Annotated in this window: 18 protein-coding genes; 1 reads left to right on the top strand and 17 read right to left on the bottom strand. The window is 40.0% G+C overall.

Annotated features, from left to right (window positions below; genetic code table 11):
• Positions 1 to 363: 363 nt before the first annotated feature.
• The 15 genes from ACXHJ1_RS09620 to ACXHJ1_RS09550 form a co-directional block, all read right to left on the bottom strand.
• A complete protein-coding gene (locus ACXHJ1_RS09620) occupies positions 364 to 765 on the bottom strand; it encodes a GtrA family protein (protein ID WP_165146356.1) in 402 nt (133 codons plus the stop codon).
• Positions 762 to 1,751, bottom strand: coding sequence for a glycosyltransferase family 2 protein (locus ACXHJ1_RS09615; protein ID WP_290402628.1), 990 nt, complete (start codon positions 1,749 to 1,751; stop codon positions 762 to 764). The genes ACXHJ1_RS09620 and ACXHJ1_RS09615 overlap by 4 nt, the downstream gene beginning before the upstream one ends.
• A 446-nt stretch (positions 1,752 to 2,197) precedes the next feature.
• The gene (locus ACXHJ1_RS09610; protein WP_457906009.1) at positions 2,198 to 3,061 is read right to left on the bottom strand and encodes a glycosyltransferase; all 864 of its coding nucleotides are present in this window, start codon (positions 3,059 to 3,061) and stop codon (positions 2,198 to 2,200) included.
• 217 nt (positions 3,062 to 3,278) lie between these two features.
• Complete coding sequence (gene rfbD / locus ACXHJ1_RS09605) at positions 3,279 to 4,157, bottom strand: dTDP-4-dehydrorhamnose reductase (RefSeq protein WP_107733878.1); 879 nt, start codon at positions 4,155 to 4,157, stop codon at positions 3,279 to 3,281.
• Between the two features lies 1 nt (position 4,158).
• Positions 4,159 to 5,178, bottom strand: coding sequence for a dTDP-glucose 4,6-dehydratase (gene rfbB / locus ACXHJ1_RS09600; RefSeq protein ID WP_107733877.1), 1,020 nt, complete (start codon positions 5,176 to 5,178; stop codon positions 4,159 to 4,161).
• An 80-nt stretch (positions 5,179 to 5,258) separates the two neighbouring features.
• Positions 5,259 to 5,807, bottom strand: a complete 549-nt coding sequence (rfbC, locus tag ACXHJ1_RS09595; protein ID WP_457906008.1) for a dTDP-4-dehydrorhamnose 3,5-epimerase — start codon at positions 5,805 to 5,807, stop codon at positions 5,259 to 5,261.
• Positions 5,808 to 5,830: 23 nt separating this feature from the next.
• Positions 5,831 to 6,574 carry a sugar phosphate nucleotidyltransferase gene (locus ACXHJ1_RS09590; RefSeq protein ID WP_107733875.1) on the bottom strand — a complete coding sequence of 248 codons (744 nt, stop codon included), beginning with the start codon at positions 6,572 to 6,574 and terminating at the stop codon, positions 5,831 to 5,833.
• Positions 6,575 to 6,607: 33 nt separating this feature from the next.
• On the bottom strand, positions 6,608 to 7,531 hold the full coding sequence (locus tag ACXHJ1_RS09585; protein WP_290402626.1) for an NAD-dependent epimerase/dehydratase family protein: 924 nt from the start codon (positions 7,529 to 7,531) through the stop codon (positions 6,608 to 6,610).
• Positions 7,528 to 10,797, bottom strand: a complete 3,270-nt coding sequence (locus ACXHJ1_RS09580; RefSeq protein WP_290402625.1) for a glycosyltransferase — start codon at positions 10,795 to 10,797, stop codon at positions 7,528 to 7,530. The genes ACXHJ1_RS09585 and ACXHJ1_RS09580 overlap by 4 nt, the downstream gene beginning before the upstream one ends.
• A gap of 36 nt (positions 10,798 to 10,833) precedes the next feature.
• Entirely contained in the window at positions 10,834 to 12,555 is a 1,722-nt protein-coding gene (locus ACXHJ1_RS09575; RefSeq protein ID WP_167437839.1) for a glycosyltransferase family 2 protein, read from the bottom strand.
• Between the two features lie 9 nt (positions 12,556 to 12,564).
• A complete protein-coding gene (locus ACXHJ1_RS09570; protein ID WP_146169088.1) occupies positions 12,565 to 13,206 on the bottom strand; it encodes a hypothetical protein in 642 nt (213 codons plus the stop codon).
• A gap of 39 nt (positions 13,207 to 13,245) precedes the next feature.
• Positions 13,246 to 14,460, bottom strand: a complete 1,215-nt coding sequence (locus ACXHJ1_RS09565; protein WP_107733870.1) for an ABC transporter ATP-binding protein — start codon at positions 14,458 to 14,460, stop codon at positions 13,246 to 13,248.
• 15 nt (positions 14,461 to 14,475) lie between these two features.
• Entirely contained in the window at positions 14,476 to 15,276 is an 801-nt protein-coding gene (locus tag ACXHJ1_RS09560; RefSeq protein ID WP_107733869.1) for an ABC transporter permease, read from the bottom strand.
• Between the two features lie 28 nt (positions 15,277 to 15,304).
• Entirely contained in the window at positions 15,305 to 17,476 is a 2,172-nt protein-coding gene (locus tag ACXHJ1_RS09555; protein WP_457906007.1) for a DUF3329 domain-containing protein, read from the bottom strand.
• 454 nt (positions 17,477 to 17,930) lie between these two features.
• Complete coding sequence (locus ACXHJ1_RS09550) at positions 17,931 to 18,776, bottom strand: glycosyltransferase family 2 protein (protein ID WP_107733867.1); 846 nt, start codon at positions 18,774 to 18,776, stop codon at positions 17,931 to 17,933.
• A gap of 719 nt (positions 18,777 to 19,495) precedes the next feature.
• Between ACXHJ1_RS09550 and ACXHJ1_RS09545 the strand changes: the two genes are divergently transcribed.
• Entirely contained in the window at positions 19,496 to 21,952 is a 2,457-nt protein-coding gene (locus ACXHJ1_RS09545) for an O-antigen ligase family protein (RefSeq protein ID WP_107733866.1), read from the top strand.
• Positions 21,953 to 22,039: 87 nt separating this feature from the next.
• Here the strand turns inward: ACXHJ1_RS09545 and galU are convergent, their stop codons facing one another.
• Both galU and ACXHJ1_RS09535 read right to left on the bottom strand, forming a co-directional pair.
• Entirely contained in the window at positions 22,040 to 22,921 is an 882-nt protein-coding gene (gene galU, locus ACXHJ1_RS09540; RefSeq protein ID WP_107733865.1) for a UTP--glucose-1-phosphate uridylyltransferase GalU, read from the bottom strand.
• 200 nt (positions 22,922 to 23,121) lie between these two features.
• The gene (locus ACXHJ1_RS09535; protein ID WP_457906006.1) at positions 23,122 to 25,632 is read right to left on the bottom strand and encodes a DUF3656 domain-containing U32 family peptidase; all 2,511 of its coding nucleotides are present in this window, start codon (positions 25,630 to 25,632) and stop codon (positions 23,122 to 23,124) included.
• Between the last annotated feature and the right edge of the window lie 3 nt (positions 25,633 to 25,635).

Below are 25,635 nucleotides of genomic sequence, written 5' to 3'. Positions count from 1 at the left end.
TTTAATCCCCACTGAATTAACAAAAACCCACCGATGAATTACGATTCGCCATAAGTATTGAACTTCAGAGCTTGTTTATTATTATGCAGAAAATATTACTTATGTTTCCAATCTAGATTGTAGTAGTATGACATATGGAGTATTTTAAGAGCAAAGAAAAGCCCATGCTGATTCCGCGTAAAATGATAATATACACCATTACGCAATAAACCATCATGAGCCACCAGCATTATAATTTAACGTAGTTAATTAGAAAGCCATCCGCAGAAAGAGCACTTGCTATACTTATATGGAATTGACTCATCTTAATTGTATTCAGAAAACCCTGTAATTAATTAGAAAATCGTGATAATTTCTAATAATTTAGTCACTTGTTCTTTTCATAAATACCAAGTATTTGCTTGCCAAGTAATTCACTGCTATAACTATAAAGTTAACAATAATTTTTGCTAGAAAATCATCCATCCTTACATTTTGGATAAGCACAATCATTAAAATGAAGTCCAGGCAAAGAGATGACAATCTGATAAGGAAGAATAAAGAGAACTCTTTAGGTAACGAAGTTAATTGAGAGTTATTTTTTTTAAATACATATAGCTTGTTCGTTACAAAAGCAAATATTATAGATATCAACCAAGCTACTGTAATAGAAAGCTTATAATCTGCACCTAATACTTTTGTAAAGAGGGCATAAATAATCAAATTTATAATAGTTGTAAGAATTCCAAAAACAACGTAATTTACAAGCTCCTTACCTAATTTCATAACCGACCCCGAGAGAATCTGTTTTCCATATAATTTTGTTCCGATATAGCACCCTTACCATTTCTATACTCTTTGACAAAATACAGTGGCCTACTTTTGGTTTCATTAAATACTCTGCCTAGATATTCCCCAATAATACCGAGAGACAACAATTGTATTCCTCCAAGAAATAAAATTACTGTCATAAGTGAAGCATAACCAGCAACAGAACCTCCAAAAATAAGAGTCCTAGTTATGATAAAAATCATGTAGAAAAATGCTCCTATCGAAATAAATACCCCCAGCATTGCAGAGAATCTTAAGGGTGCCGTTGTGAAAGAAGTAATTCCTTCAATAGCCAGATCTAAAAGCTTATAATAATTCCATTTTGTTTCTCCTGCCGCACGAGAATCACGATTAAATAAAATCTCTTTCTTGTTAAATCCAATCCAACTAAACATACCTTTTGTATACCTTTGTGTTTCTCTCAACTGTTTTAATGCCTCGATACAACGCCTGTCGAGCAATCGGAAATCCCCTGTGTTTTCTTGGATAGGAATTCTGCTCATTTTTTGAAGCAATTTATAAAAGCTGGATGCTGTCCATTTTTTAAACCAGGTTTCCCCCGCTCTGGTTGCCCGCTTCGCATATACATCGTCATAGCCCTGCTCCCAGTATTTAATCATCTCAACAATCAATTCAGGAGGGTCCTGAAGATCTGCATCGATAATCACAACAGCATCCCCCACGGAAAAATCCAATCCAGCAATCATCGCAACCTCCTTTCCGAAGTTACGTGAAAGGTCCACTAATGAAATTCTTCTATCCTTCTTACCTAAATTTCCAAGAATTTCAACCGTGTTATCCTTACTTCCATCATTTACGAATAATAATTCAAAATTATAACCAGTAATAGAATCAATTACTTTAGTTAAGCGAGAATAAAGTTGGTAAATAACTTCTTCTTCATTATAAGCAGGTATAAGAATTGTTATAGTTTTAAACATAGAAGCCCCTTCTTTATAGCATATTTATTCAAATTGAAACCTTTATAATTTATAAAAACCTTTCGACGCAAAAAAAGCCAACTGATTATTAATCTGACAGATGTAATATCGCCATTATTCGAATAATCCTCTTTATCAACCTAAATTACCACTTTTTCGTATCGAGAAATATCTATATCGAATACTTGGGATTCCATAGAAACAGTACAGGCGAGTCCTTTAAGAGATTTTTGTGAATCTACTTCTATATAGGAGACACTTTAGAATCGTTTGTTTCTCCAGGATGAATTGCTATTTTATCCGGTATTAACCTAACTTCAACATTAGGCAATCCCGAGTAAGTTTTTGAAATTTCAACTCTATAATACGCTCGAAAATAGTGATCTTTGTATTACCAACCAGATTAACTGTTTAATACCCCATTAAAAAAATAAGCATCAATCATTTTATAATCTACCTATTATAAAAACAAACTTGTAAATCAAATTGTCAATTACAGACTGCCTATAGAATGGTGCTCTAAAAATATATATAGCACGCTTAATTATATTTTTGTTTTGAAAACTAATAAACCTAGAAATTTCCTGTTGTTTTTGATCATCAAGTCTCTGTTGAAACGTTTGCGCAAACTCTATAGCCTGTTTACTTAAAATATAATGGTTTTTTCCGTTTATAAATCTATTCCACCTCTTGCTCCACTTGCTTTTCCAGCCATCAGCTGCTCCTCCCAGAACATTATTGTGGTGTTGACGATAGAGAATGCTTGGCTGTGGATCGAACACGACCTTTCCAAAAGATGAAACACACAGATATATCCACCAATCGTGCATGATAACATTTTTTACATTTAACGGAATATTATTCTTCACCAATTCCATTGTGGTTTTATTGAATACCATTGTACAACCGACACATACGTTCTCAATTAATGCATTGTAATGAGATAAGGGTCTTCGCGGAGCTACAGGCCATTTTTTCATGGGAGTTAGCCACTGATCCACCATTTGAGTTGCAGAACAGTACATTAAAGGAACGTTATTAGCAAATTTATTCAGAGAGGATACCGCAGTTATTAACTTATCCTTATTCCAAACATCATCTTGATCACAGAATGCATAAACATCAAACTCATTGGAGGACATTAGCATGAGATCAAAAAAACTTTGCACAACCCCTCTATTCTCACCCTTAAATATAACAATTTGTTGTGGATATAGTTTTTTAAGATGCTCTAGTTTTTCCAAAGTATTATCGGTTGAACCATCATCACGAATCAATATTTGAACCGACACGCCTTCTTGCCTAATCAAACTTAAAATTTGCTCGTCAATATACTGTTCTCCATTATAAGTAGATAATAGGATCTGAACTCTGAAAGTTAGCAGATGATCCCCCCCTTATAAAACACTCTCGTGCTCTTACTAAATGAAGATATATCCTGACTACTATACTATAGACTGTCCTTCTTACTAAGCACAAGAAAAAATCCCCCCAAACTCTAGCTTACAGGGGGATCTTTCTAACATTCTAATTATCATTTCGAAAATCAGCTAGTTCTTTTATAAAACAATGTAAACCTTCCCGCCAATGACGAAGATTGTTCAAACCGTTGGTACGAATTGCAATATGCTCCATGACCGAATTTTTTGGGCGCGCTGCCGGTCTTGGAAACTGATCAGTCGAGCATGGCTCAAGTATGGCAATTATCGTAGCATCCAATATGTCTACCGCTTCTTCAAAAATAGCTTTTGTAAACTCGTACCAGGTGCAAGAACCGCTATTGGATGCATGATATACGCCATACTTTTCCGTTTGAATTAATTCTGCCAAAAAACGTGCCAAATCCACCGTATAAGTAGGCGAGCCTTTCTGGTCGTTCACAACCTGAAGATGCGGCTTTTCCTGCCCAAGCTTTAGCATTGTTTTTACAAAATTGTTCCCATACAGCCCATACACCCATGACGTCCGAACAATAAAGTACCTTGAGGAAAGCGTCTGGGTTAACACCTCTCCCGCCCGTTTGGACTTTCCATAGATACTCTGCGGATTCGTATTGTCATATTCGTGATAAGGCTGCTCGGCTGTCCCATCAAATACATAATCTGTACTGATATAAACCAGTTTAGCTCCTGCTTTTTCTGCAGCCAGTACCATATTACGTGTTCCTGCCGCATTTACTTGATAAGCTGTATCAAGATCAGTCTCCGCCGCATCCACCGCTGTATACGCTGCACAGTGGATTACCGCTTCTGGCTGATATTGTCCTACTATCTTTATCGCCTGGTCCAGATCCGTAATATCCAGCTGTTCCCGATCATAGCCAACAACATCATGTCCCTGCTCTTGGAAGACCTTTACCACATCCTTACCGAGTTGGCCGGATGCTCCAGTAACCAATATTCTCATTTTACACATCACCTAAGCGGGAACCATACTGCTTAGCATAATATTGCTGATATTCGCCAGATTGAATGCGAGTCCACCACTCCTCGTTGTCCAAGTACCAGCGAATCGTTTCTTTAATGCCAGTCTCAAAAGAGTGCTTGGGCTTCCAGCCCAGCTCGTTCATGGTTTTGGTCGGATCAATACCGTAACGGCGGTCATGACCCGGACGATCCTGCACATAAGAGATTAGAGATTCTGGCTTGCCTAGCTCCTCCAATACCGTTTTGACGATATGCACATTCGTCCGCTCGTTATTTCCCCCGATATTATACACTTCACCCAGCTGGCCCTGATGAATGACCAGATCAATTGCACTACAGTGATCCTCTACATACAACCAATCGCGAATGTTCAAGCCATCCCCATACACAGGAAGCTGTTGGTCGCTCAATGCACGTGAGATCATTAACGGAATCAGTTTTTCTGGGAATTGATATGGACCGTAATTATTAGAACAACGTGTGATATTCACTGGCAAACCGAAGGTTTCATGATATGCACGAACTAACAGGTCACCGCCTGCCTTGGAAGCAGAATAGGGACTATTAGGCTGCAACGGAGTTTCCTCTGTGAACAATCCGGTTTCACCCAGAGAGCCATACACCTCATCTGTCGATACCTGCACAAATTTGGTCACATTATATTTCTTGGCGACATCCAGTAACACCTGTGTGCCCAGTACGTTTGTTTTCACAAACACTTCCGGCTCCAAAATACTCCGATCCACATGCGACTCTGCCGCAAAATTCACCACCACATCTATTCCCTGCTGCATCAGCTGATCCATCGCTTGTGCATCAGTAATATCCGCTTTCACAAAGGTATGCTTGGGATGATCTTCGATCGATTTCAAATTCTCCAAGTTGCCTGCATAAGTGAGGGCATCCACATTCACAATTTCATAGTCTGGATGCTGCTTTAACATATACAATACAAAGTTACTGCCAATAAATCCGGCACCGCCGGTGACAAGAAGTTTCATAAATACCTCCTCAAACGTGCTTCAATACATTTAACATGTTATTTTGAAACAGAACGACAAAACAGCCGCCTATTATCACTCTAATCAAAGTTAATGTCTGCATCCCTTAATGTCGGATGCTTCTGATCCTTCTCTGAAAGAATAGCATGAGAAGTTGGCCAATCAATCCCCAGCGCAGGGTCATTCCACAGAATTCCCCGATCATTTTCGGGTGAGTAATACTCGTCTACCTTATACAACACTTGAGTATTTGGAACGAGCGTACAGAACCCATGAGCAAATCCTTTAGGCACCAGTAACTGACGTCTATTATGCTCGCTTAAGATCACCCCGACCCATTGACCGAATGTTGGGGAACTTTTACGAATATCCACAATAACATCATAGATGGCTCCAGAAAGCACTCGGATAAGTTTGGTCTGGGCTTTAGGATGAAGCTGGTAATGCAGCCCTCGGATCACGCCAGCTTCTGCAGATAAGGACTGATTATCCTGAATAAAAGCATAGTTGATTCCATGCTGCTTCATGATTTGTTCATTGTAGCTTTCCATAAAAAAACCACGGTGATCACCATGGACCACGGGTTCAATAATTTTTGTACCTTCTAGTTTCAAAGGGATTACTTTCATTTCGTTCATATCCTCCCTTTATTCTAAATCTTTAGCTTTCCAAACTCTTCACCAAACACTATATCTTTGGCTAATTCATTAGCACGCGCAAGAGATGAATGAGTTCCCGCATCTGTCCACCATCCTTGGAGAACATCATATGTCAATGTTCCCTTAGCAATATATGCATTGTTGACGTCAGTGATCTCAAGTTCTCCACGAGCTGAAGGTTCAAGCGTTTTTACAATTTCAAACACGCTATGATCGAACATATAAATACCTGTTACAGCGTAGTTACTTTTTGGGTCTTTAGGTTTTTCTTCAATAGATACAATCCGTTCCCCTTCAAGCTCAGCTACTCCAAAACGGTGTGGATCTTGTACCTGCTGAAGAAGAATCTTCGCACCCGTGATTTGATTGCGGAAATTGTCCACAAATGGTGCAATGTCATCTTCAAATACATTATCACCCAAAATAACAACCATCTGATCATCACCTACAAATTGTTCAGCCAAATCAAGGGCTTGTGCGATCCCACCTGCCTCATCTTGAACTTTATAAGTGAATGTTACGCCCATTTCACGGCCACTACCAAGAAGGTTAACGACATCTCCCATATGCTCTTTACCTGTAACGATAAGTATATCGTGTATGTCAGCTTGCTTGAGCTTGGATACGGAATGAAAAATCATTGGATATTTCCCCACAGGTAACAGATGCTTATTCGTTACTTTGGTTAAGGGATAGAGGCGAGAGCCTGTACCTCCTGCAAGAATTATACCTTTCATCAAAAATCCTCCGATTTCTATTAGTTATATCGTTTATTTAACAGAAATATTCTGATAGTAGTTGATTGTCTCTTTCAAGCCTTGATATAAAGTGAATTGACTTGTCCAGCCAAGGATGAGCTGCGCCTGTTGATTGCTTAATGAGCTGTATTTAATATCGCCTATGCGCTCCTGCATATAATAAGCGGAAGCATCGATTCCCAGTATATTACGCATCATTTCAAACAATTCTTTCACCGAAATTTCTGTTTGTGTGCTGATATTAGTAATGCAATTTTCCCCTTTGGTAAGAGCCGCAATATTGGCGTTAACGATATCTTTGACATAAATGAAATCACGAGTTTGAGCACCATCACCGTGAATTTGAATCTCCTTGCCAGCAAGAAGGTTATCCAGGAAAATTGAGATCACACCGCCTTCTCCTTTAGGATCCTGCCGTTCGCCGTAAGCATTGCTGTAACGCAAAATCGTATATTTAAGACCATGAAGATTGGAGTACAACTGAATATAAAATTCAGGTGTTAACTTGGACAGTCCATAGGGTGACAGCGGAGAAAGCTTGGCACTCTCCTTTACAGGAAGTTCTTCTGGATAGCCATACACTGCTGCTGAAGAAGCATAGATAATTTTTTGTACTCCGGTTTTATAGCAACAATCCAAGATATTAATCGTCCCGCTAATATTGATCGATGCGTCCTGTGAAGGATCAGCAACCGAATGCGACACACTAATCTGGGCAGCATGATGTATTAGAATCTGCGGCTTGAAGTTCTCAAACACTTCCAATAACTCTTCACTGCGAATATCCACATTATAAAAAATAGCCGAAGGATTAATATTTTCTTGCTTTCCAGTGGACAAATTATCAACAATGCATACTTCATGTTGTTCAGCAATCAATCTGTCAACAATATGAGAAGCGATAAATCCAGCTCCTCCGGTTACTAATATTCTCATACCTCTACCTTTCCAGTACTAAGATTTTTGTAATACAGTTCTTCCAATGTGTCAATGCTCGGCTCCCATCTCCATTCTTCTGCTGTCTTTCTACCATTCGCAGTCAGACGCTGTCTAAGCTCAGTATCTTCGATAAGCTTTTTAACAGCTTGCTTTGCGCCTTCAACATCCCCGATCTCCACGACCAGTGCGTTATAATTATCGACAATATACTCATCATAACCAGTTACATCTGCAACTACGCAAGTTCCTCCACAAGCCATCATTTCTAGAGGCGGACCAAAAAATCCTTCGACCCTACTCAGTTTAACGAGGATATCACAGCTGGAATAGATTTGATTCATCTGGCCCATTGGCACCTTTTCAAAGAATACATCGCATTTCCATTCTTTTTTCGGTTTCCCCGCTGAACTTACACACCACACTTCACAATCCAGATCATTAATAGCATTAAAGGCATCTTCCATCCCTTTAAATGGAATATCGATCGGTCCTTCAAGCAGTACCCTTACTTTATCGCCTTTTTTGGTAATTGGATCTGTTTGGAAAATAATATTCTCATCCAATCCATTAGGAACATAGGTAGAGTCGTGACCAAACTTTTCTTTCAACCATTTTTGAATCCATTTTGCTTCCGTCATATATTCATAATCGAATTTATATGAATCCCATGCCTTTTGACTTTCAAAAGACCCTGCAGGATAAAAGCGGCTCTCATCGGATTGAACAAAATATACTTTTCTCTTTGCAGGAATATCAGCAATGGTATAAGCAGTGCTCCAACCTGTTGCAACAAGAATATCCAAATTAGTCGGTGCTTCATCAATACCGATTATCTCAACTTTTTGGTTCGGAAACCAGTTGATCTCTCGATGAATATCCTCAGTAATAAGCAGCACATCATATCCACGATTTAACAAACGGTTTGCGTGCTGACACACTACTGCGATACCACCTGATATGCCGCATCCTGGAATAAGATAGGCAATCTTAGGCTTCATTACTACAATGTTTTTGTGCTCCTCCAGCATCAGATCAAACCAGTGATTATCGTCGTCTTTAAACGAAAGTTCCAGGTTGTTGCCATGTAATCTAAGATTAGTTAACATCAAAGGTATTGATTTGAACTTATATCCTTTATACGCCATTCTGAGCCATAATTCGTGGTCCTCGCGATAGCGCATATTTGTTTTTAGTCCACCTACGGCTCTGACAGCATCCAACCGCAACATTACGGTACTTTGGCAAGGGACACACATTTTGAGCAATTCATCATATCCGCAATCTGGACTTAATACTTCCTGCCCATTCTTAATATCAATCATGCGTGATCCGTCCACAAGAGCTCGCCAGCCTCCATAAACAACATCCGCTTTAAATTCATTAATATAATTCAACGAAATTTCCAGGCGATTTGGTTCTGCAATATCATCACTATCTTGAAAAGCCAGAAATTCTCCGCGCGCCTCACGAATGGCTTTGTTTCGTCCACGTACCGCGTTACCACTGTTGTTATAATATTTAAAAATGCGAACTTTCTCATGATCTTTATACTCATCTACGATTTTTAGCGTTTCATCCGGAGAACCATCGCAAACGATGATCAGTTCAAAGTTTTGATACGTTTGATTCAAAATCGAATCTATACTTTGTCGCAACACATCTGTTCGGTCATATACAGGAATGACTACACTGATGCGAGGAATATCTCCATTCACTTGTTGTTCCGCATATTTTTTCACAGGAATAGGGGCGGGAAGGGACTGATTCCGATTAGCCAGTTTCTTGATCGCCAATTTTGGATTAGCTATGCCTTTTTTGACCCATCTTCTATATTTTTTGACTTTGGCAATCAATTTCCAGGAGCGAGAACTATAAATACTTTCCAGTTCCTTATCTTTTTCCCTTGTGAGTTCGAGCAAGTATCTTGTATTGTTTTCTTTTTGATCCAGTTGGTTAAGAAATCTTTCTCTTTCAAATTCCAGCTGATTAAGAACCCCTTCTTTTTCAAATTCCAGATCTTGAATTTGAATGTCTTTACTGGTTGCCATCTGCGTCAAAGTAACAATTTCGCGATTCAAAGTTGCTTCCGTCTTTTCCAGTTCAGATTTTAATTGTGCCTGCTGCTTCACTGCTTCATCTCGATCTTGCATAAGTTTTGCTTGCTCAGCTTGCATCTCTGTCAGGCTTTCACTCAATCTGACTTCATTGGCCTCATTGACTTTTTTAACTTCCAGCAAATATTTTAAGTTCTTCTCTTTTTGTACAATCTCTTTTCCAGCAAAAGAATATCCTTCTATGAGATACTCCATAATTTGCGGATCGATCGTAACGATACTATCTCTTTTTTGCTCGCCAAGCTTGTATAGCTCAAAATACTGTTCCGCAATCGTTCTAATGTCATGGAATTGAACAGCAAGTTCCAAATTGGCTTCAATAATCTCACGCGTATAGAATTTTTGAATTAATTCAATAATTTGATCGGCATTGTACTTTTCACTGTTTATCCTTCCAGAAAAATTCTTCTGACGGAATTCATAATAAGTATCGGGTGTTACAATACCATCGCCGCCATTATAATCAAATACAAGCGGAAGTCTTCCACAACTCATGGCTTCCAGTATGCCTCGTCCCAATGAAACAACCACATCGGCATTCAAAATTTCCTCTTCTACTTCCCACACATTGTTGTGCGATTGCCCAACAATGTTAAGCTTCATGCTTGCTTTGTTGGCTACTTCTTCCAAAACCTCTTTAACATATGAAGTATAACGGTTAGACAATAACAAAATGGTCTCGGGTTTTTCATGAGCCGGGGTCCTAGGATGAAACCGGGTTTGATCGATTCCATTACGGATAATGGATATTTGATCTTCATGAATGCTCCAGTTTTGAATCAAATGTTGTTGTACCTCTTCACTAACAGCTACATACTTGACAATTGAGGGAATAAAGACTGGCTTCTCTTGCCATGGAATAATGCCATGCGATGTGAATACCATAGGTACAGAAGGATATTTATAATAAACGGAGATTGCTTCTGCACGATGCTGGGCATGTATAATGTCAACATCATCAGGCAAAGAAGCGATTTCGTCTGTGACAAGTACACCGATCTCGGTATATTTGTCTGCTAACTGACCAATTCGAGTGGAATAAAGAAAGATTTCATGGTTTTGTCGCAAAAATTCTTTGACGAGACTATAAGTAAAGGTTTCCGTCCCCCCACTGTATTGTAAATCATGAAGAGTAAATAAAATTCTCATTTGACCAGGCGCTCCTATCAAAATAAAAGATTATATTCAAAGTCCTTCAGGTTTATATAAAAAATCAAGTGGATAATAATGATCCCTATCTTGCAAATAATCTTTATATTTCTCTAGCATAACTTCCCGTTCATTTTTAGGCCATGAATAGGAATGGGATTGTCGAGTATATAAAAGCTCATGATTCACTAGCTTAACGTGACCAGAAAGAAAATTGACACGCAGGCAATAATCCACAATGGTCAAATCGGTAGTATAGGTTTCATCAAAATCCCCATAATATTTGTAGGCATCTTTTTTCAACAGGAACAATTCAGGACTGATTGCCGTAATATTTTGTGCGATTTTAAGTCGACCGAAATAACCAAAAAAGCTAGAATTGATATTATGATATAGATTTATAATTCCTTTTTGGCTAACCGCAAGTCCATAACTGCTGATTTTATTTTTTTTGTTCAAAACTTTGGGAGCTATAACAGCTGACTCGGTTGAGACAGCTTCCGCTATTAAAATCTTGTACCAATTATCAGCCAAAGAGTGAATATCCGCATTTATAACGATGGCATGATCAGCATTACTTTTTTTTAACAAACCATTTAATGCTTCAGCAACATTTTTATCACTGCAGTCATACACTTTATAGTATGAAGACTGCTCGGCAATGCTGTATGCATCTTTATGAAATGGAGTAAAATTCATCATCACTACATCAAACGGTCGGTATTCGGAAGAGATATTAAGACTGGCATAGTACTCTTTTATAGACTGTGTACTTCCCCAATTGCCCAGGCAAAACAAAGCTGCTGTCTGTATCTCATTTAAAACTGGAGTTATATTAAAAGCGCCATGAAATGCGCCTTCATTCACTGTCAATGATTCGTTTCGGTTTGACACATAGTTCTGCAGGGCATTTTTTCCAGCCTGCAGGGCGTAAGACTTGGCTGAATAGCTGGCAGCTGTGGAATTCTCGCTAATTCGCCAATGATACAAAACCTTTGGGATATGATGGACACAGATTGCTCGTTCAGTCAATCTTAAAATAAAATCGTAGTCCTGGCTTCCATCGAATTGACTATTAAATAGTCCCGTGCTTTGAAGCAAGGAAGCTTTAAAAACCAAAAAATGACAGATATAGTTGTAGCTCAGCAATGTATCTGGAGACCAGTCTGGTTTTTTGTGGACACTGATATGTTTCCCTGTATTACCGATAATTTTATCTTCATCGGAATAAATGACGTCTGCACCGTGTCTGTTAATAGCGTCTACGCATTCATATAATGCGTCATGCGTCAACAAATCGTCATGATCAAGCAACCCAATATATTCTCCCGTTGCCAGTGCCAGTGCGCGATTTGTATTTTCAGAGATTCCATAATTAGTTTCCGAGCACGCATAGACTATTTTATCACTTTTGGATATAAAATGGTTTATTACTTTCTCGACATCGCCCTCTGTACTCCCGCCATTAAATAAGCACAATTCAAAATTGGAATAGGTCTGGTTCAGTACAGAGTCAACCATCTGCTTCAAAAACAGGGGGTTTGTATTGTAAACAGGGACGACAATACTGATTTTGGGTTGGATGTCGAATATTCTGTTTTTCTGCTCTTCAAGCTGCTGTTCAGCCAACGGCACAAAAGGAGGCTCTGAAAAAGAAAGTTGAAACCATTTTTCATGAGCCTTGTTGATAAAGCTTTTTATGCCTTTATCGCGAACCAGGTGAATTGCACGCATGATTACTCGGAACTTATTAATCATAATTGTCCCCTACTTATTTTTTATGAATCGCAATAATTCAAACAGAATAATATTCAAAAAACTAAAGAAAAGACCGTTAATTATAATATCCTTAATAGTAAATTGGTTCTGGTAAATAAGTTTGCCTACCAGACTGCCTTCCTGGTGCTGCCCCGCAAATGACAGATTTCCGTCCGCCAGGCTGGTGTTGTCCTTCCAGAGGGTTACTGCCTGGGAAGGATCACTTGTATTAGAGCTTATCCTCAAAATATACATCTTGCCTTTTGAATTCTCAACAGGATCGAAGGACAACTCGCTATAGGCATTATCTTTGGCCTGAATGTTATTGAATTTTGCCTGTCTTATTAATTGGTTTGTATCTGCTTCATATAGAGATAACAGCGTTTCACTGTCATTTTGCCTGTTAAATGTAGAAAAAAACAGTTCGACTTTAGCAAGACCATCCTGTTTGGCAGAAAAGGACTGTTCAATTACTTTAGCATTTGTAATCTCTCCAAAGTTTGCATTCAGATTTGTGCCCAGATTGATCGTCTTGAGTTTATACACCTCCGGGGCAAAAAGATTGCTATTTTTGATAGCAGATACTGAAGATACAAAAGCAAACGTGACGATTATTACAATAATAAAGCGCAACATCTTTCTAATCATCATACACCACCCAAACTCACCAAATTATTCCAACAATGTATATCACTCTAGTATCTCCCATTCATGCTTACATCTAAAATATCCTTCCCCAACAGGCAATCCACGCAGATTTTTCTTGGGCAATACTCTAAATTCGGACACATAGTCATTACGATCATAAGGATACATAGCCATTTCATCAGAGATATGAACGGAAATGAAATATCGTCCATCTAAAAAGTCATTATTCTCCACTTTGATTTTAAATACGGAATAAGGCTGGTCTAATTTCACATCATCACGAACAGTATTAAACAGAGTGACAATGTCGCCTTTCTCATTATAAACGATCAATCCCACACCGTATTTCAAGCCGGATTCTCTGAAACCGAGTTCAATTGTGAATACAATATCCTCTCCGGTAACCACTACGTTTTTATTAATTTGAATTTTTTTTACAAAAATCTTATTTTTAGCTTTACCGGCAAGCTCATCGGTAAGTTCTTCTGCATCAGTAGCCATTACAATTTCTTTTGCTTCTTTTTGTTCAATAAAATATTTATATTTTTCGCAAATTTCATCTGCCGGTCCCTCTTCTCTCAGTATGCCTTTTTCAATCCAGACTGCATGACTGCAAAAGTTACGGATTGCGCTTAGGCTATGACTCACAAACAGAATGGTAGCTCCGCTTTGCACCATTTCCTTCATTTTCTCATAACATTTCTCCTGAAAAAACATATCCCCAACAGCCAGCGCCTCGTCCACAATCAATATATCCGGCTCAACATTGATGGCTACTGCAAAAGCTAATCTGGCAAACATACCGCTTGAATAAGTTTTTACGGGCTGGTAAACAAAATCCCCAATATCAGCAAAATCGAGAATTTGCTGCAACTTCTCATCAATTTCATCCTTGCTCAGATTCATCATAGTTCCATTTAAATAAATATTTTCAATGCCAGTAAGCTCCTGGTTAAACCCTGCACCCAGTTCCAAAAGCGCGGATATTTTACCATGAACGCTCACTGTACCACTCGTTGGATTCAATAGACCGGTAATAATTTTCAGAATGGTGGATTTACCGGAACCATTTGTACCGAGTATTCCTACAATTTCCTTTTTTCTAACTTGAAATGAGACATTGTCAAGAGCAGCGTAATCGTTATGATATTTTTTTTTCATCGGATGCAATGCTTCTTTAAGCCGGTCAGCTGGCTTGGCATATAACTTGTATATTTTGCTGACATTTTTTACATCAATTACAACTTCAGCACTCATCTTAACACTCCATCCTTATAAAACGTCAGCAAAATGAGGTTTTAATTTTTTGTAGAACAATGCTCCAACCAGAAAAACAATAAAGGAAACACACCAGAAGTACAGCGTCATCTCGGGCTTTTGCCAGAACCAGACCTCACTCACCAGCGAGTCCCTGTATCCTTCAACAATGTAATACATAGGGTTCAGTTTCAATAAAGTTAAATATTTGGCCGGAAACAAAGAGGGTTGCCACAAAATAGGTGACAGCCATATTCCAAATTGCAAGATGATAGCCACGATTTGATTCAAATCCCGAAAAAAAATGACGCATGAAGCCGTAATGTAAGACAAACCCAGCAATAAAAAGCACAGCGCAAAAAGATAATAAAAAAGTTGCAACATATAAATTGTGGGCTCATAACCATGCAAGAAATACACATACAATAAAAAAGCCATAAAAAATACGTGTACAAACAGTGCCGAAATAATTTTGATGCTTGGCAAAATGCTGACTTTAAACACAACTTTTTTTACCAGATAACTGTATTCAATTAAGCTGTTGGTCGAGTTGCCAAGGGCTTCAGAAAAAAAGAACCATGGAATAAGACCACACATCAGCCATAAAATATATGGGATATTGTTGAGCGGAACTACACGGAATCCAATTTCGAAAATGAACCAATATACAATAATGGTCATCAAAGGCTGGGCAAAAGCCCACAAAATCCCAAGTTGAGAACTGGCATATTTAGCCCAAAAATCATTTTTAGCTAGTTTTAAAATAAGGCCTTTGGAATTATAAAATTCTTTAAAAAGAGTTAGAATCTTTATCACTTCTTTCGCATGATATCATCCAATTATCTTATAGTTGGACATCATATAATGTAAGAACCTTGCCAATATTGCCTTTTTCATTATAAAGACCAATATCTATTTTTTTGAAGGACCTTATTCGGGATTTAGCTGTGTGAGTCCAAAATCCATCTTGTGTTGCAGCGCCCAATTCAAAGTCCCAATTGGCGTAACCGAACTTAACACGCTCTGCAGGCAAATTATTGATCTCTGAATCTGCAGGATATGCGTGTATAAACAGATACATTCCATGCAGCATTTGATAGTCTGAAATCGCAAGACGTGTTATTACCTGAAGTTCCTCAGGACTGAATTGATTAAGTTTGAACTCATCCATCGTAATATTGTCACTCAACTTAAATGGTTCTTTCATTAAAGCCTTGCCGCTTGATTTGATATCATGGCTCGGCTCAATTTTTCCTGCAAGCTCTTCTTTGTTTAAACCAAGCACGTTTCCTTTGCGCCCGTCAGCGACTGAATAAAATCCCATTTCTACATTTTGATAATTCCCAAGATTCCCATTAATCTCACGAACGAAAAATGTGGTTCCATTAATTTTTTTTGCTACAGGTGCCATATCCCAATTATCATATCCAAACTTTTGGCGATCCTCCTGCAGCAGCGAAATATCATTATTTAAAGGAAAAGCATTAATAAAAAATCTTAAGTTGCTCATATCATTAACATTAGTATCGTTTCTAAAAATGAACAATAAGTATTCTTTATTATCCTCTTTAATCAGCTTGATGTCATTAATGGTTATGCTTTTGTAAAAATAAAAGTTTTTGTGGTCAAGAATGGACGGTAAGCCATAAAGAGTATCCTTGTTTTCCAAAGCATCCAACACGGCCTGATCCTCGGCAATTACGCTGCTTAAACCGTAATACTTATTGAAATAGTACGCAAATTGCTGATCCTCAATATCTCTGACAAATACGTATCTATTGCCATCTGTAAACAGCGGTAGAATAATGTCGTAATTGTTTTTGTTTTTGTTTTCGTTCACGGTCGCAATTCGAGCTGTATTCTCCCGATTTAATTGCACATAGCCTTTGAAAGCCGAAAACATGGATATTAGCATCACTACCGTAAAAACAACAACTATCGCCGCTTGTACTCTTGAGAATTTCAATTCAATATTCAGGTTTTCGATTAAAAACAAGCAAGCCACGATTAAAAAAGCCGCCCCCCCATAAGAGGCTCTGATAGGGAAAATAGGGGAAGCAATCATAATAAAAAAGCTCATAAAGCCAGCAAACATAAAAAGGATCGCAAAATAGACATTTTCCTTTTTCAATTTCCAAGCTTTGAAATAGATCAGTGCAAAAATGTTAATAACAAGCAGAATAGCCAGAACAAGCAGCAAATACTTTTGCTCGATCAATGCCCCTTCAAGATTATGCGCATAATCTTTCAATCTCTGCAGTAATGGTGCATGATAATTGATCGCTTCAGATCGTTTATTATTGCCCGGAGCAACAATCATAGTTGCAAATCCGAGAAAAACGCCTATACCGCCTGTATAGAACCAATTGGGTAATTTTTTTGACTTGATCCATTTTAAATACACATATAAAATTGCCACCAGCATACATGCAATTGAACCAGTATTTTCATTAGTCATACCGGCCAAAAAACCAAGCAAGGCCATACACACACCAATCAGATAATTATCTTTCAGCATTGGCTTTTCTACGGCCAGATAGCGGTAAGGGAATAAAAAAAGCATAATAAATACAGTAGTCCATAAGTAGTTGACAGAGCCAATTAACCAGATTGAAGTTTCCCCGAAGTTTGGCAGACCGAACCAGCACAAAATTACTACCGCAAGCAAAGATCCAACATCTTGTACACGGTTCATCATTCTTAAACGCACAAAACACAAAATTGTTCCAATCAGCAACACCATCATGATGGCATTCATGATATTAAAGATCGGTTTTCCCAGTAGCAAAAAAAGCTGGCCGAAAAAATGTGCAACTAACCGACCACCCCAGGTAAAATAATGTACATGCAAGGATTGGAAGATATCCAATAAACTCGTTACTTTGGTATCTGTTGCGAAAATAAAGCTATACGCAAAGTCATCCGCAAACAACGGTTCCATCACATTTAATGCATAAAAATAAGCGAGTAACAAGATCCCAGTTATACCTGAGACCCAAACGTACTTTTTTGACATAATATTTATTTCACCCTTTAGATAAAAGTGTCTCACCTTAGACGACAAACATAATGGCATGCTCCTTCTAGGTCATTAACATCTGTATTTCAGGTCTGCCGATTAACCGAAATATTTAATTAAACGACATCTGCCCAAGGCAGATAGGATTATACAACTACATTAATGTCGATGCTAAAAATCGTTTCGTATGACTGAAGCTCTTCTGAAAGAGCATTCGCTCTAATAGTACTTCAACTTTAACCAAAAATAGCCCTTGTCTTGAAAATGTAGCTCTTTGCCGATTCGACTCATAATGCAATTCCGTATCATTCCTCAGTCAAGTTTCCCGCCGTTGCGTAAAAAGTCTCCTATTGTTTTATTCTCTTTCCTCTGTAGCAAAGTATTTCCCGATCCCTTATGGAAAACAGAAACCGTTTAAAAGACGATTTAGAACTCGTCCTGTACAATTAAATTATGGCTTAATATTAACTGCATTACTGAAAAGCTCATATCCCCATTTATACAAAGCACGATCAAAGTCTGACTTTTCATGAACCGCCTTTCCTTTTCTTTCAGTCCACTTTTTTCCATATGGCTCATATGGAAAATAATTAGCATAATAATCGCAAGTTTCTTCCCAATGCTGAATTGACAGAGATTTCCCATAATGTTGACAATAAAACATGGTAACTATACTACTGTCCTCAGTATATGAAGGCTCTCTCGAATCCAATCCAATATATTTAATACTCGCATTTGGTCTCCATAACATAACAATATCTCGTCTTTCAGGCCCGAAATATTTCCTGAAGTTGAGGAGTTTGCTCGTAGGTGCATAAGACTGCTGATCTTCCTTGGTTATATAGGCATCAAACAGTTGAATTTTAACTATATCAACGTTTTGAGAATCATCTGAGTTTATAAATTCTCTAATTTCTCCTATATACCGCTCATCAGCGTCGGCACAAAATATCCATTCAGGAGAATAACGCGAAGATAACCGAAGAAGATTATCACGATGTTCTGTTTCACTTTTTAACCGTTCCTCAGGTGTTGTCTCCCAATGAAAGTTTCTAATTATTGCTATAACTTTCTTATGATTTTTTAAAATTTCAAAAGTATTATCCGTACTGGCGTCATCATAACATATAATCCCATCAGCAAATTCACTCAAATGATCTAATGTATCTTGGAGAATTAGGGATTCATTTCTTATCCGCAACATTGCTAAGAGCTTGTAATTTTTAATTTTTTTGTAATCAAAATAGTATATTCTTTCCTTTTTCGAAATTTTATAAAACCAATTTAATAATTTCATGAATATTACTCCCCATCAATTCCATATTCAACTGAATATCGATTCTATTCATTTTGTATCTACGTAAAAATTGGCTGTACAATTTTTGCTAGTAATGAAACAAAGATAACTCATTAGATACAAATACGATCACAAAGCATTTCCTTCAACAAAGTTATTTTCCCTAAAACTCATCTTCACTTTGAAAACCCGCTCTTTTCCTAACAAAATTGATTCACAATGTAGATCCCTATTATTTCTTCGTCCAATTCCCCAACGTTACACGCATGCTGTCCTGGTTGACAGAGCCTTTCACACAATCTGTTCGGAAGCCATGAGGTCTAAAGCTCCTCTTCGATGAGCCTAAGCCTCTTCAGGTATTTTTTTCTGCAGTCAAGGAGCAACAGCGCTGGGCATAACTTTCCTGAAATCGTTTCGCTTGATAGATTTACCTGCTCTGCATTCCGACAAAGTTCTCGGCTTAGTCATGGCAGAATGTCTGCCACGCTACTTGACGAAGGCTCTGACATGTTCCCCTACTGGTGTAGGCTTTCTAGCTCGCTGTGTTAGACTATGGTAAGATAAGTGTAGCTCATGTTGGATTTCTTTATGTGAATGTGCGTGTACACATAATTCAATTAAAATTCGCCTTGCACTGATAAAAACTATTAACTGTACAGTTGTAATAATTGTTATGTTAAAATACTAGCATTAACTTCAAAAAAAGGAGATTGTAAACCTTGTCGAATCCAGTATACGGGAAACAGGCCAAAACGTCGACCCGTGACGATAAAAGGCCGGCTATGTTTTGGGTGTTAATTGTTGGCATGATTCTGTTTTTAACTTGGTCTCCCTTCCAGGCTGCACTTTTCAATGGGCAAATGCTCGATTTTGAAAAGCCACTCTATTGGGCTTTGATCATCAGCACGATTCTATTAATTTTAGGAATCGTAACCTATTTTAAAAAATTCAAGTTAGAAGAGCAAAGGGATTGGCTGACTGTATTAGTATTATTGCTTCCCCTAACTTATGTGCTTTCACTGACTTCAGCAGCTTCACATTACCTGGCCATGAATATGGTTGTGGTACAGTGCATCTATGCCGCTCTGTTTATTATCTCAATCTATCTACTACAGGATCGCTTAGGCAATAAGATTATTCACAACCTGATTATGACTATTGCTTATATCATCGTAGGCTTTGGCTTCATTAACTGGTTCGGACAGTGGGTGCTTGCCGGCAAAATGGTAGGCTGGTTTACCCAATATGTGTATCAATATCGCTATACCAATGCAGTTATGACAGATACAAATGGTCTCCGGCTGACATCAGTGTTTCAATATGCGAATACATATGCGGCCTTTCTAATGGCTTTCCTATTCGCTGCCGTTTTCTGTCTGATGAAATCAAAACTATGGTATGGCAAGGCTATCCACGGCTTCATGTTGGTGCCTATTCTAGTCTCGCTATTCCTGACTTTGTCACGGGGCGGTCTGGTTATGCTACCTGTCGTGTTCGTGATTCTTTTGCTTTTCTTTAAACCAGCACGCCAAATTATATGGATTTTGCATTGCGCCATTGCTGGTGTAGCGTCAATATCTATCTTGGCGCCGATTACAAATATGGGTTTACAACTCAATAAGACTTACAACGGCGGAGAGGCTGCCGAGGCTTGGGGATTACTTATTGGTGTCTCCCTGGCTGTAGCTGTCGTACTGTGGCTTGTTGAACGTTATTTGGCTCCAAAGCTGGAGAATGCTCTCAAAGGATGGACTTCACGCAAGTTATCCAATTTGTGGTTGCCTGTCGGGTCAGTTGTGGTGATTGGCTTGCTGGCTTTTCTGTTGATGGGAACTGGCCTGCGTAGCGTACTGCCGGAGAACGTACAGGTCCGGTTAGAAAACATCAATTTCCGCCAGCATAGTGTGCTGGAACGACTGGTATTCTATCAGGATGCTGCCAAATCGATTAAAGACCACCCGATTATCGGAAGCGGCGGTGGCGGTTGGGCAACTTTATACGAGAAATATCAAGATTATCCTTATACAAGCCGTCAGGCCCATAACTTTTTCATGCAGTATTTAGTTGAAGTAGGTATTATCGGTTTCGTAATTTTCATGTCATTCATCTTATATATTTTCTATAAATATATCCGCAACTATATTAGACAAAATGATGAAGAACGGGATTCTCACTTCCTATATCTCATTTTGGCACTTTCGATCTTACTTCATAGCTTGCTGGACTTTAATCTTAGTTACGTGTTCATGGGCATATTGGTATTTGTGAGTCTCGGTGGTATGGCCGCTGCTATGGACAGCAAGCCGCTTAAACGTCTGTCTATGAATGCTTCGGGATTCCGAATCATGTATAGTGCCATCATTGGCGTTCTAAGCATCGTAGTGCTTTTTTCAGGTCTTCGCTTCGTGCAATCAGCCAATGCTGCCACAACTGCCAAACAAATTATGGCGGTAAGCTCATCATTTGAGGAAATGCAAAGTGCCATTAATAAGGATCTTGAACTTCGTCCTACGCACCCGGATTCGGTTATAAGATTGGCTGCACTGTACAAGAGTGTGTATGATCAAACGAAAAAAGAGGAATTTTATAACGCTGCAATAGAGGTACTTAATACGGGCCTGAAGGCAGAACCGTATAATAAAATCATGTATAGCTCCAAAGTTAACCTTTTAAAAGCAAAAGGTGAAAATGAGCAGGCCTTCAGCATTTTGGAAAATAACATTTCCAACTTCAACTGGGACAATGACTGGTACAACATGTTGATTACTCAAGCCTACACTATTGGTAATAAGGCACGTGAGCAGAAGGACACCGCCAAGGAACAGAAGTATTTCCAAGCAGGTCTTACTGCTTATCAGAAGGTTCTGGATGGGGTAGCTCATCTTAAGACGGTTCCACCTGAAATCGAGTTGACACGTACTTTTGAAGTAACTCCAGGTATTGCGCTCAGTACGGGCAAAATTGAGTTCATGTCAGGTAAGCCTGCTGAGGCTGCAAGCATCCTCAAAAGCGGCTTGAAGGACGACCTGAGTGATGCTACAAATCGTGAGGTCGCTCGCTATTACATTGCTGCCCTACAACAGCAAGGCCAAAACGATGAAGCATTGTACGACAAGCTGATTAAGGCTGATCCAAAAGAAAAAGGGCAAATTGCTCAGTTAAAATCGGAGAAATAATTAATAAAAAAGAGACTATCAGATGATGTTACAACACCTGATAGTCTCTTTTTATATTGAGGAAGCATAGTTAGTTTTAGCGAGATGTTATTTTTGTTGGTCAATCTCTTTAATAACCTGTCTCATATAAGCCAGCACTTCATCCTTAATCTCGTTATGCTGTAGAGCATAATGAATGGTTGTTTCAATGAATCCCAGCTTCTCGCCAACGTCATGGCGATTGCCATCAAATTCATAAGCCAGAATAGGGTTCTTTTCTCCCAGTTTGGACAATGCGTCCGTCAGTTGAATTTCCCCGCCTACTCCTGCAGATTGCTGACCCAGGATATCGAAAATGTCAGGCGTCAAGATATAACGTCCCATGATCGCCAAGTTGGATTTGGTTTCTTCCTTCTTTGGCTTTTCTACTAATCGTTCCGCCTCAGAGATTTTAGAAGTAAGTGCATGGCCTTCCACAATTCCGTAACGATGCACCTCGTTCCAATCGACTTGCTTTACACCTACTACAGAACGCTGATACTCATCGAACACGTCAATCATCTGTTTGAGACAAGGATTCTCAGATTCAACGATGTCATCTCCTAAAAGTACGGCGAATGGTTCATCACCAATAAACTTACGTGCACACCAGATGGCATGCCCCAAGCCTTTAGGTTCCTTTTGACGAATATAGTGGATATCTGCCATCTCTGATGGTTTGCGTACTTCATTGAGCAGGTTCCATTTTTCCTTCGAAGTCAAATTATGCTCCAGCTCAAAGGAGTAGTCAAAATGATCCTCTATCGCCCTTTTGCCTTTACCAGTAACGATAATGATATCTTCTATACCAGATGCAACAGCTTCTTCAATGATATATTGAATGGTTGGTTTGTCTACAATGGGAAGCATCTCTTTAGGCATGGCTTTCGTCGCAGGAAGGAACCGGGTTCCTAGTCCCGCAGCAGGAATAATTGCTTTACGGATTTTCATAGGTTAAGACTCCTTTGTCTTCAATATAACGGTTAGGTATACTGTCTATGATTATAACAGGTAGATAGATAAATTTAATAGGTTAAAGAAGAAGACATCTTCCCTTAAAGAGAACATGTCTTCAATCTCTACTTACTATATGATTATATTATGTTTCTAAAATATATTTGGCTCCTGAACAAATATACAGTTATTCATATTTACTTCACCAGTTGCCCACGTGTAACCCCTAGCTGATTCGTCGCTTTCAGCGTCTTCCATACTTGTGTTCCGCTGATTTCACCGCGCAAAGCACGGTTATAGAGATCAATAACCTCATGAACTTGCTCTGGTGTCTCCTCCAAAAATTCCACGCGGTAACGGGACACGCCTAGTTCTAGGAAGTTAGACAGGTATTCCGCGCCTGATTGCTCAATCGCGTTGTACACCGTATTACGGCATCCTTCGTCCACACGAACCGGGTGAGACATCCCAATACGATCACGCAGGGATGCGCGATGATCCTCACATGGACGACCACAGTTGGTGTAGTCTGTGCCTTCACTCATAAAAGTACAATACACGCAGTGTTCGGTATGGAACATCGGCAAATGCTGCTGGATGACGATCTCCAGCTTGTCGGTACGTGTACGTCCCAGCATATCGACCATCTGTTGGATGTTCAAATCATATGACGGTGTCACCAGGTCGCAGCCGGAATCCAGGAACAGGTCAGCCGCTTTATGGTTGGCGATATTCAGCGAGAAGTCGCCGATCAATTGCGGATGATGCACATCCGGGTTCTCCAAACGATGACGCATGTAAAAATACAATGCTCCCGGATTGCGTACCAGTACAGCATCCGGTTGCAGGCGCAGGATATTGTTGTGATATCCGTTTTCGCCCGGCATGTGAATACGCGGAGTCACCAGCGCAATTCGGCGCCCAGCGCCGTGCACAGCCTCTACAGCTGCCGGAAATTGCTTGATGAACTCGAAGTCGGCGTAGATGAACTCCACGCCGGCCTCAAGCGCAGCCTCCACCTGAGGGAGGCTGCGGCACAGCGCGGTCAGCTCTGCCTGACCACGTGCCACAGACGATGCCGGAGTCGCTGCATCGCCATACACCTCTACCGCCCGCTTCGTGTATACGGGTGGTTTGGGGCGCTCGCCCGCGAGCAGTTCCACCGCCTGACGGCGGATGCTGTTCAGCTCGCGCATGGGTACGATGACGTCCCCATGCAGATGGACGTCCAACTCCTCCAGCTGGAACACGGTTCCGCCCAGTCGGCCGAACTGCTCTTCGAGCAGTTCGTGCGTCATCGGACGCTTCTGGGCGATTTCAAGCTCCAACTCGGAGTCCACACGGACCGTTGTGCCCTTCTGCATATCGGTCCACCATGTTGACAGCGGCTGTCCTGGGGAGCCGCTGACCCGCACATGTACCGGGAAGACACGGTACGGTTTTTCGGTTTCGTACGACTGGCGCAGACGCTTGTCCAGCGCCGGGTCGTTGGTCTTCCAAATACGGTCGCCCACGTGCACTCGGCGCAGATCCACATCATTGCGTCCCGCTATGATGTCAACGATCCAGCCCTCTCCGGCTTCGCCTTCAATCTTCACGCCCTTGCGGCGGATATCGTATACGCGTCCGCCTTCTTCTTTTTGCGTAGGATCTCCTGCATCAAATACAATACCATCGCCACGCTTGAGCGGTGCATCGATACGGCACACTACGCCATCGCGAAGGATTTGCTCCACTCGACCCAAATACACACCCCGGCTTTTCGGGAACGTACCGTCCACCAGCTTTTTGTTATTCGTTCCTTCCAGAAAACCGTGCGTAAAGCCGCGTGAAAAGCTCTGCTGCAGCTCGCGGATATCTTCTTTGCTCGTCTTGGACGTATCGCCATCAAAATACTTGTCAATGGCTTTACGATATTTGCTGACCACATTTGCTACATATTCAGGTGTTTTTAATCGCCCTTCGATTTTAAAGGAAACCACACCTGCATCGATCAGTTCTGGCATCAAATCAATGGCTGCCAAATCCTTAGGGGATAGCAGGTATGTCACATCGGCCATCGGCTTTTGCTCTCCATCCACCATCAGATCGTAAGGCAAACGGCATGCCTGTGCACATTCACCACGGTTTGCAGAGCGTCCGCCCCACATTTCTGAAGTCAGGCATTGGCCTGAATAAGATACGCACAACGCTCCATGCACGAATACTTCCATCGGAAGTCTCGCTTGATCGCCAATTTTTTGAATCTGTTTTAGATTATTTTCACGACCCAGCACAACCCGTTCCATGTTGTACGGCTTCGTGAATTCTACAGCCTCCGGCGAGGTAATCGTCATTTGAGTAGAACCATGGATCGGGAAATCCGGCGAAATGTCGCGAATCATTTTCACCAAGCCCATATCCTGAACAATTAGGGCATCGACACCGGCATCAATACAGGCATCAACCAGCTCTTTAGCGTCCTCCAGCTCATTTTCAAATACTAGTATATTGAATGTCAAAAAGCCCTTAACTCCGTAGCTATGCAAAAAGGCCATAATTTCGGGCAATTCATCCATGCGAAAATTATTCGCCCGTGCGCGTGCATTGAACTTTTCCACTCCAAAAAAGATCGCATCGGCTCCGTTCGCTACCGCCGCACGCATACAATCCCAGTCACCTGCTGGTGCCAGAAGCTCGACATCTTCTCTTCGTACTGCTGATTTCATTAT

Source organism: Paenibacillus sp. ALE2 (assembly GCF_054113385.1).
The sequence above is the reverse complement of the archived record's forward strand: the minus strand, read 5'-3'. Positions and strand labels throughout refer to the sequence as shown.

Excerpts from the sequence above, each read along its gene's own strand:
- ACXHJ1_RS09620 (WP_165146356.1), bottom strand. The coding sequence starts at position 765 with ATGAAATTAGGTAAGGAGCTTGTAAATTACGTTGTTTTTGGAATTCTT.
- ACXHJ1_RS09615 (WP_290402628.1), bottom strand. The coding sequence starts at position 1,751 with ATGTTTAAAACTATAACAATTCTTATACCTGCTTATAATGAAGAAGAA.
- rfbD (WP_107733878.1), bottom strand. The coding sequence starts at position 4,157 with ATGAGAATATTGGTTACTGGAGCATCCGGCCAACTCGGTAAGGATGTG.
- rfbB (WP_107733877.1), bottom strand. The coding sequence starts at position 5,178 with ATGAAACTTCTTGTCACCGGCGGTGCCGGATTTATTGGCAGTAACTTT.
- rfbC (WP_457906008.1), bottom strand. The coding sequence starts at position 5,807 with ATGAAAGTAATCCCTTTGAAACTAGAAGGTACAAAAATTATTGAACCC.
- ACXHJ1_RS09590 (WP_107733875.1), bottom strand. The coding sequence starts at position 6,574 with ATGAAAGGTATAATTCTTGCAGGAGGTACAGGCTCTCGCCTCTATCCC.
- ACXHJ1_RS09585 (WP_290402626.1), bottom strand. The coding sequence starts at position 7,531 with ATGAGAATATTAGTAACCGGAGGAGCTGGATTTATCGCTTCTCATATT.
- ACXHJ1_RS09580 (WP_290402625.1), bottom strand. The coding sequence starts at position 10,797 with ATGAGAATTTTATTTACTCTTCATGATTTACAATACAGTGGGGGGACG.
- ACXHJ1_RS09575 (WP_167437839.1), bottom strand. The coding sequence starts at position 12,555 with ATGATTAATAAGTTCCGAGTAATCATGCGTGCAATTCACCTGGTTCGC.
- ACXHJ1_RS09570 (WP_146169088.1), bottom strand. The coding sequence starts at position 13,206 with ATGATGATTAGAAAGATGTTGCGCTTTATTATTGTAATAATCGTCACG.
- ACXHJ1_RS09565 (WP_107733870.1), bottom strand. The coding sequence starts at position 14,460 with ATGAGTGCTGAAGTTGTAATTGATGTAAAAAATGTCAGCAAAATATAC.
- ACXHJ1_RS09555 (WP_457906007.1), bottom strand. The coding sequence starts at position 17,476 with ATGTCAAAAAAGTACGTTTGGGTCTCAGGTATAACTGGGATCTTGTTA.
- ACXHJ1_RS09550 (WP_107733867.1), bottom strand. The coding sequence starts at position 18,776 with ATGAAATTATTAAATTGGTTTTATAAAATTTCGAAAAAGGAAAGAATA.
- galU (WP_107733865.1), bottom strand. The coding sequence starts at position 22,921 with ATGAAAATCCGTAAAGCAATTATTCCTGCTGCGGGACTAGGAACCCGG.
- ACXHJ1_RS09535 (WP_457906006.1), bottom strand. The coding sequence starts at position 25,632 with ATGAAATCAGCAGTACGAAGAGAAGATGTCGAGCTTCTGGCACCAGCA.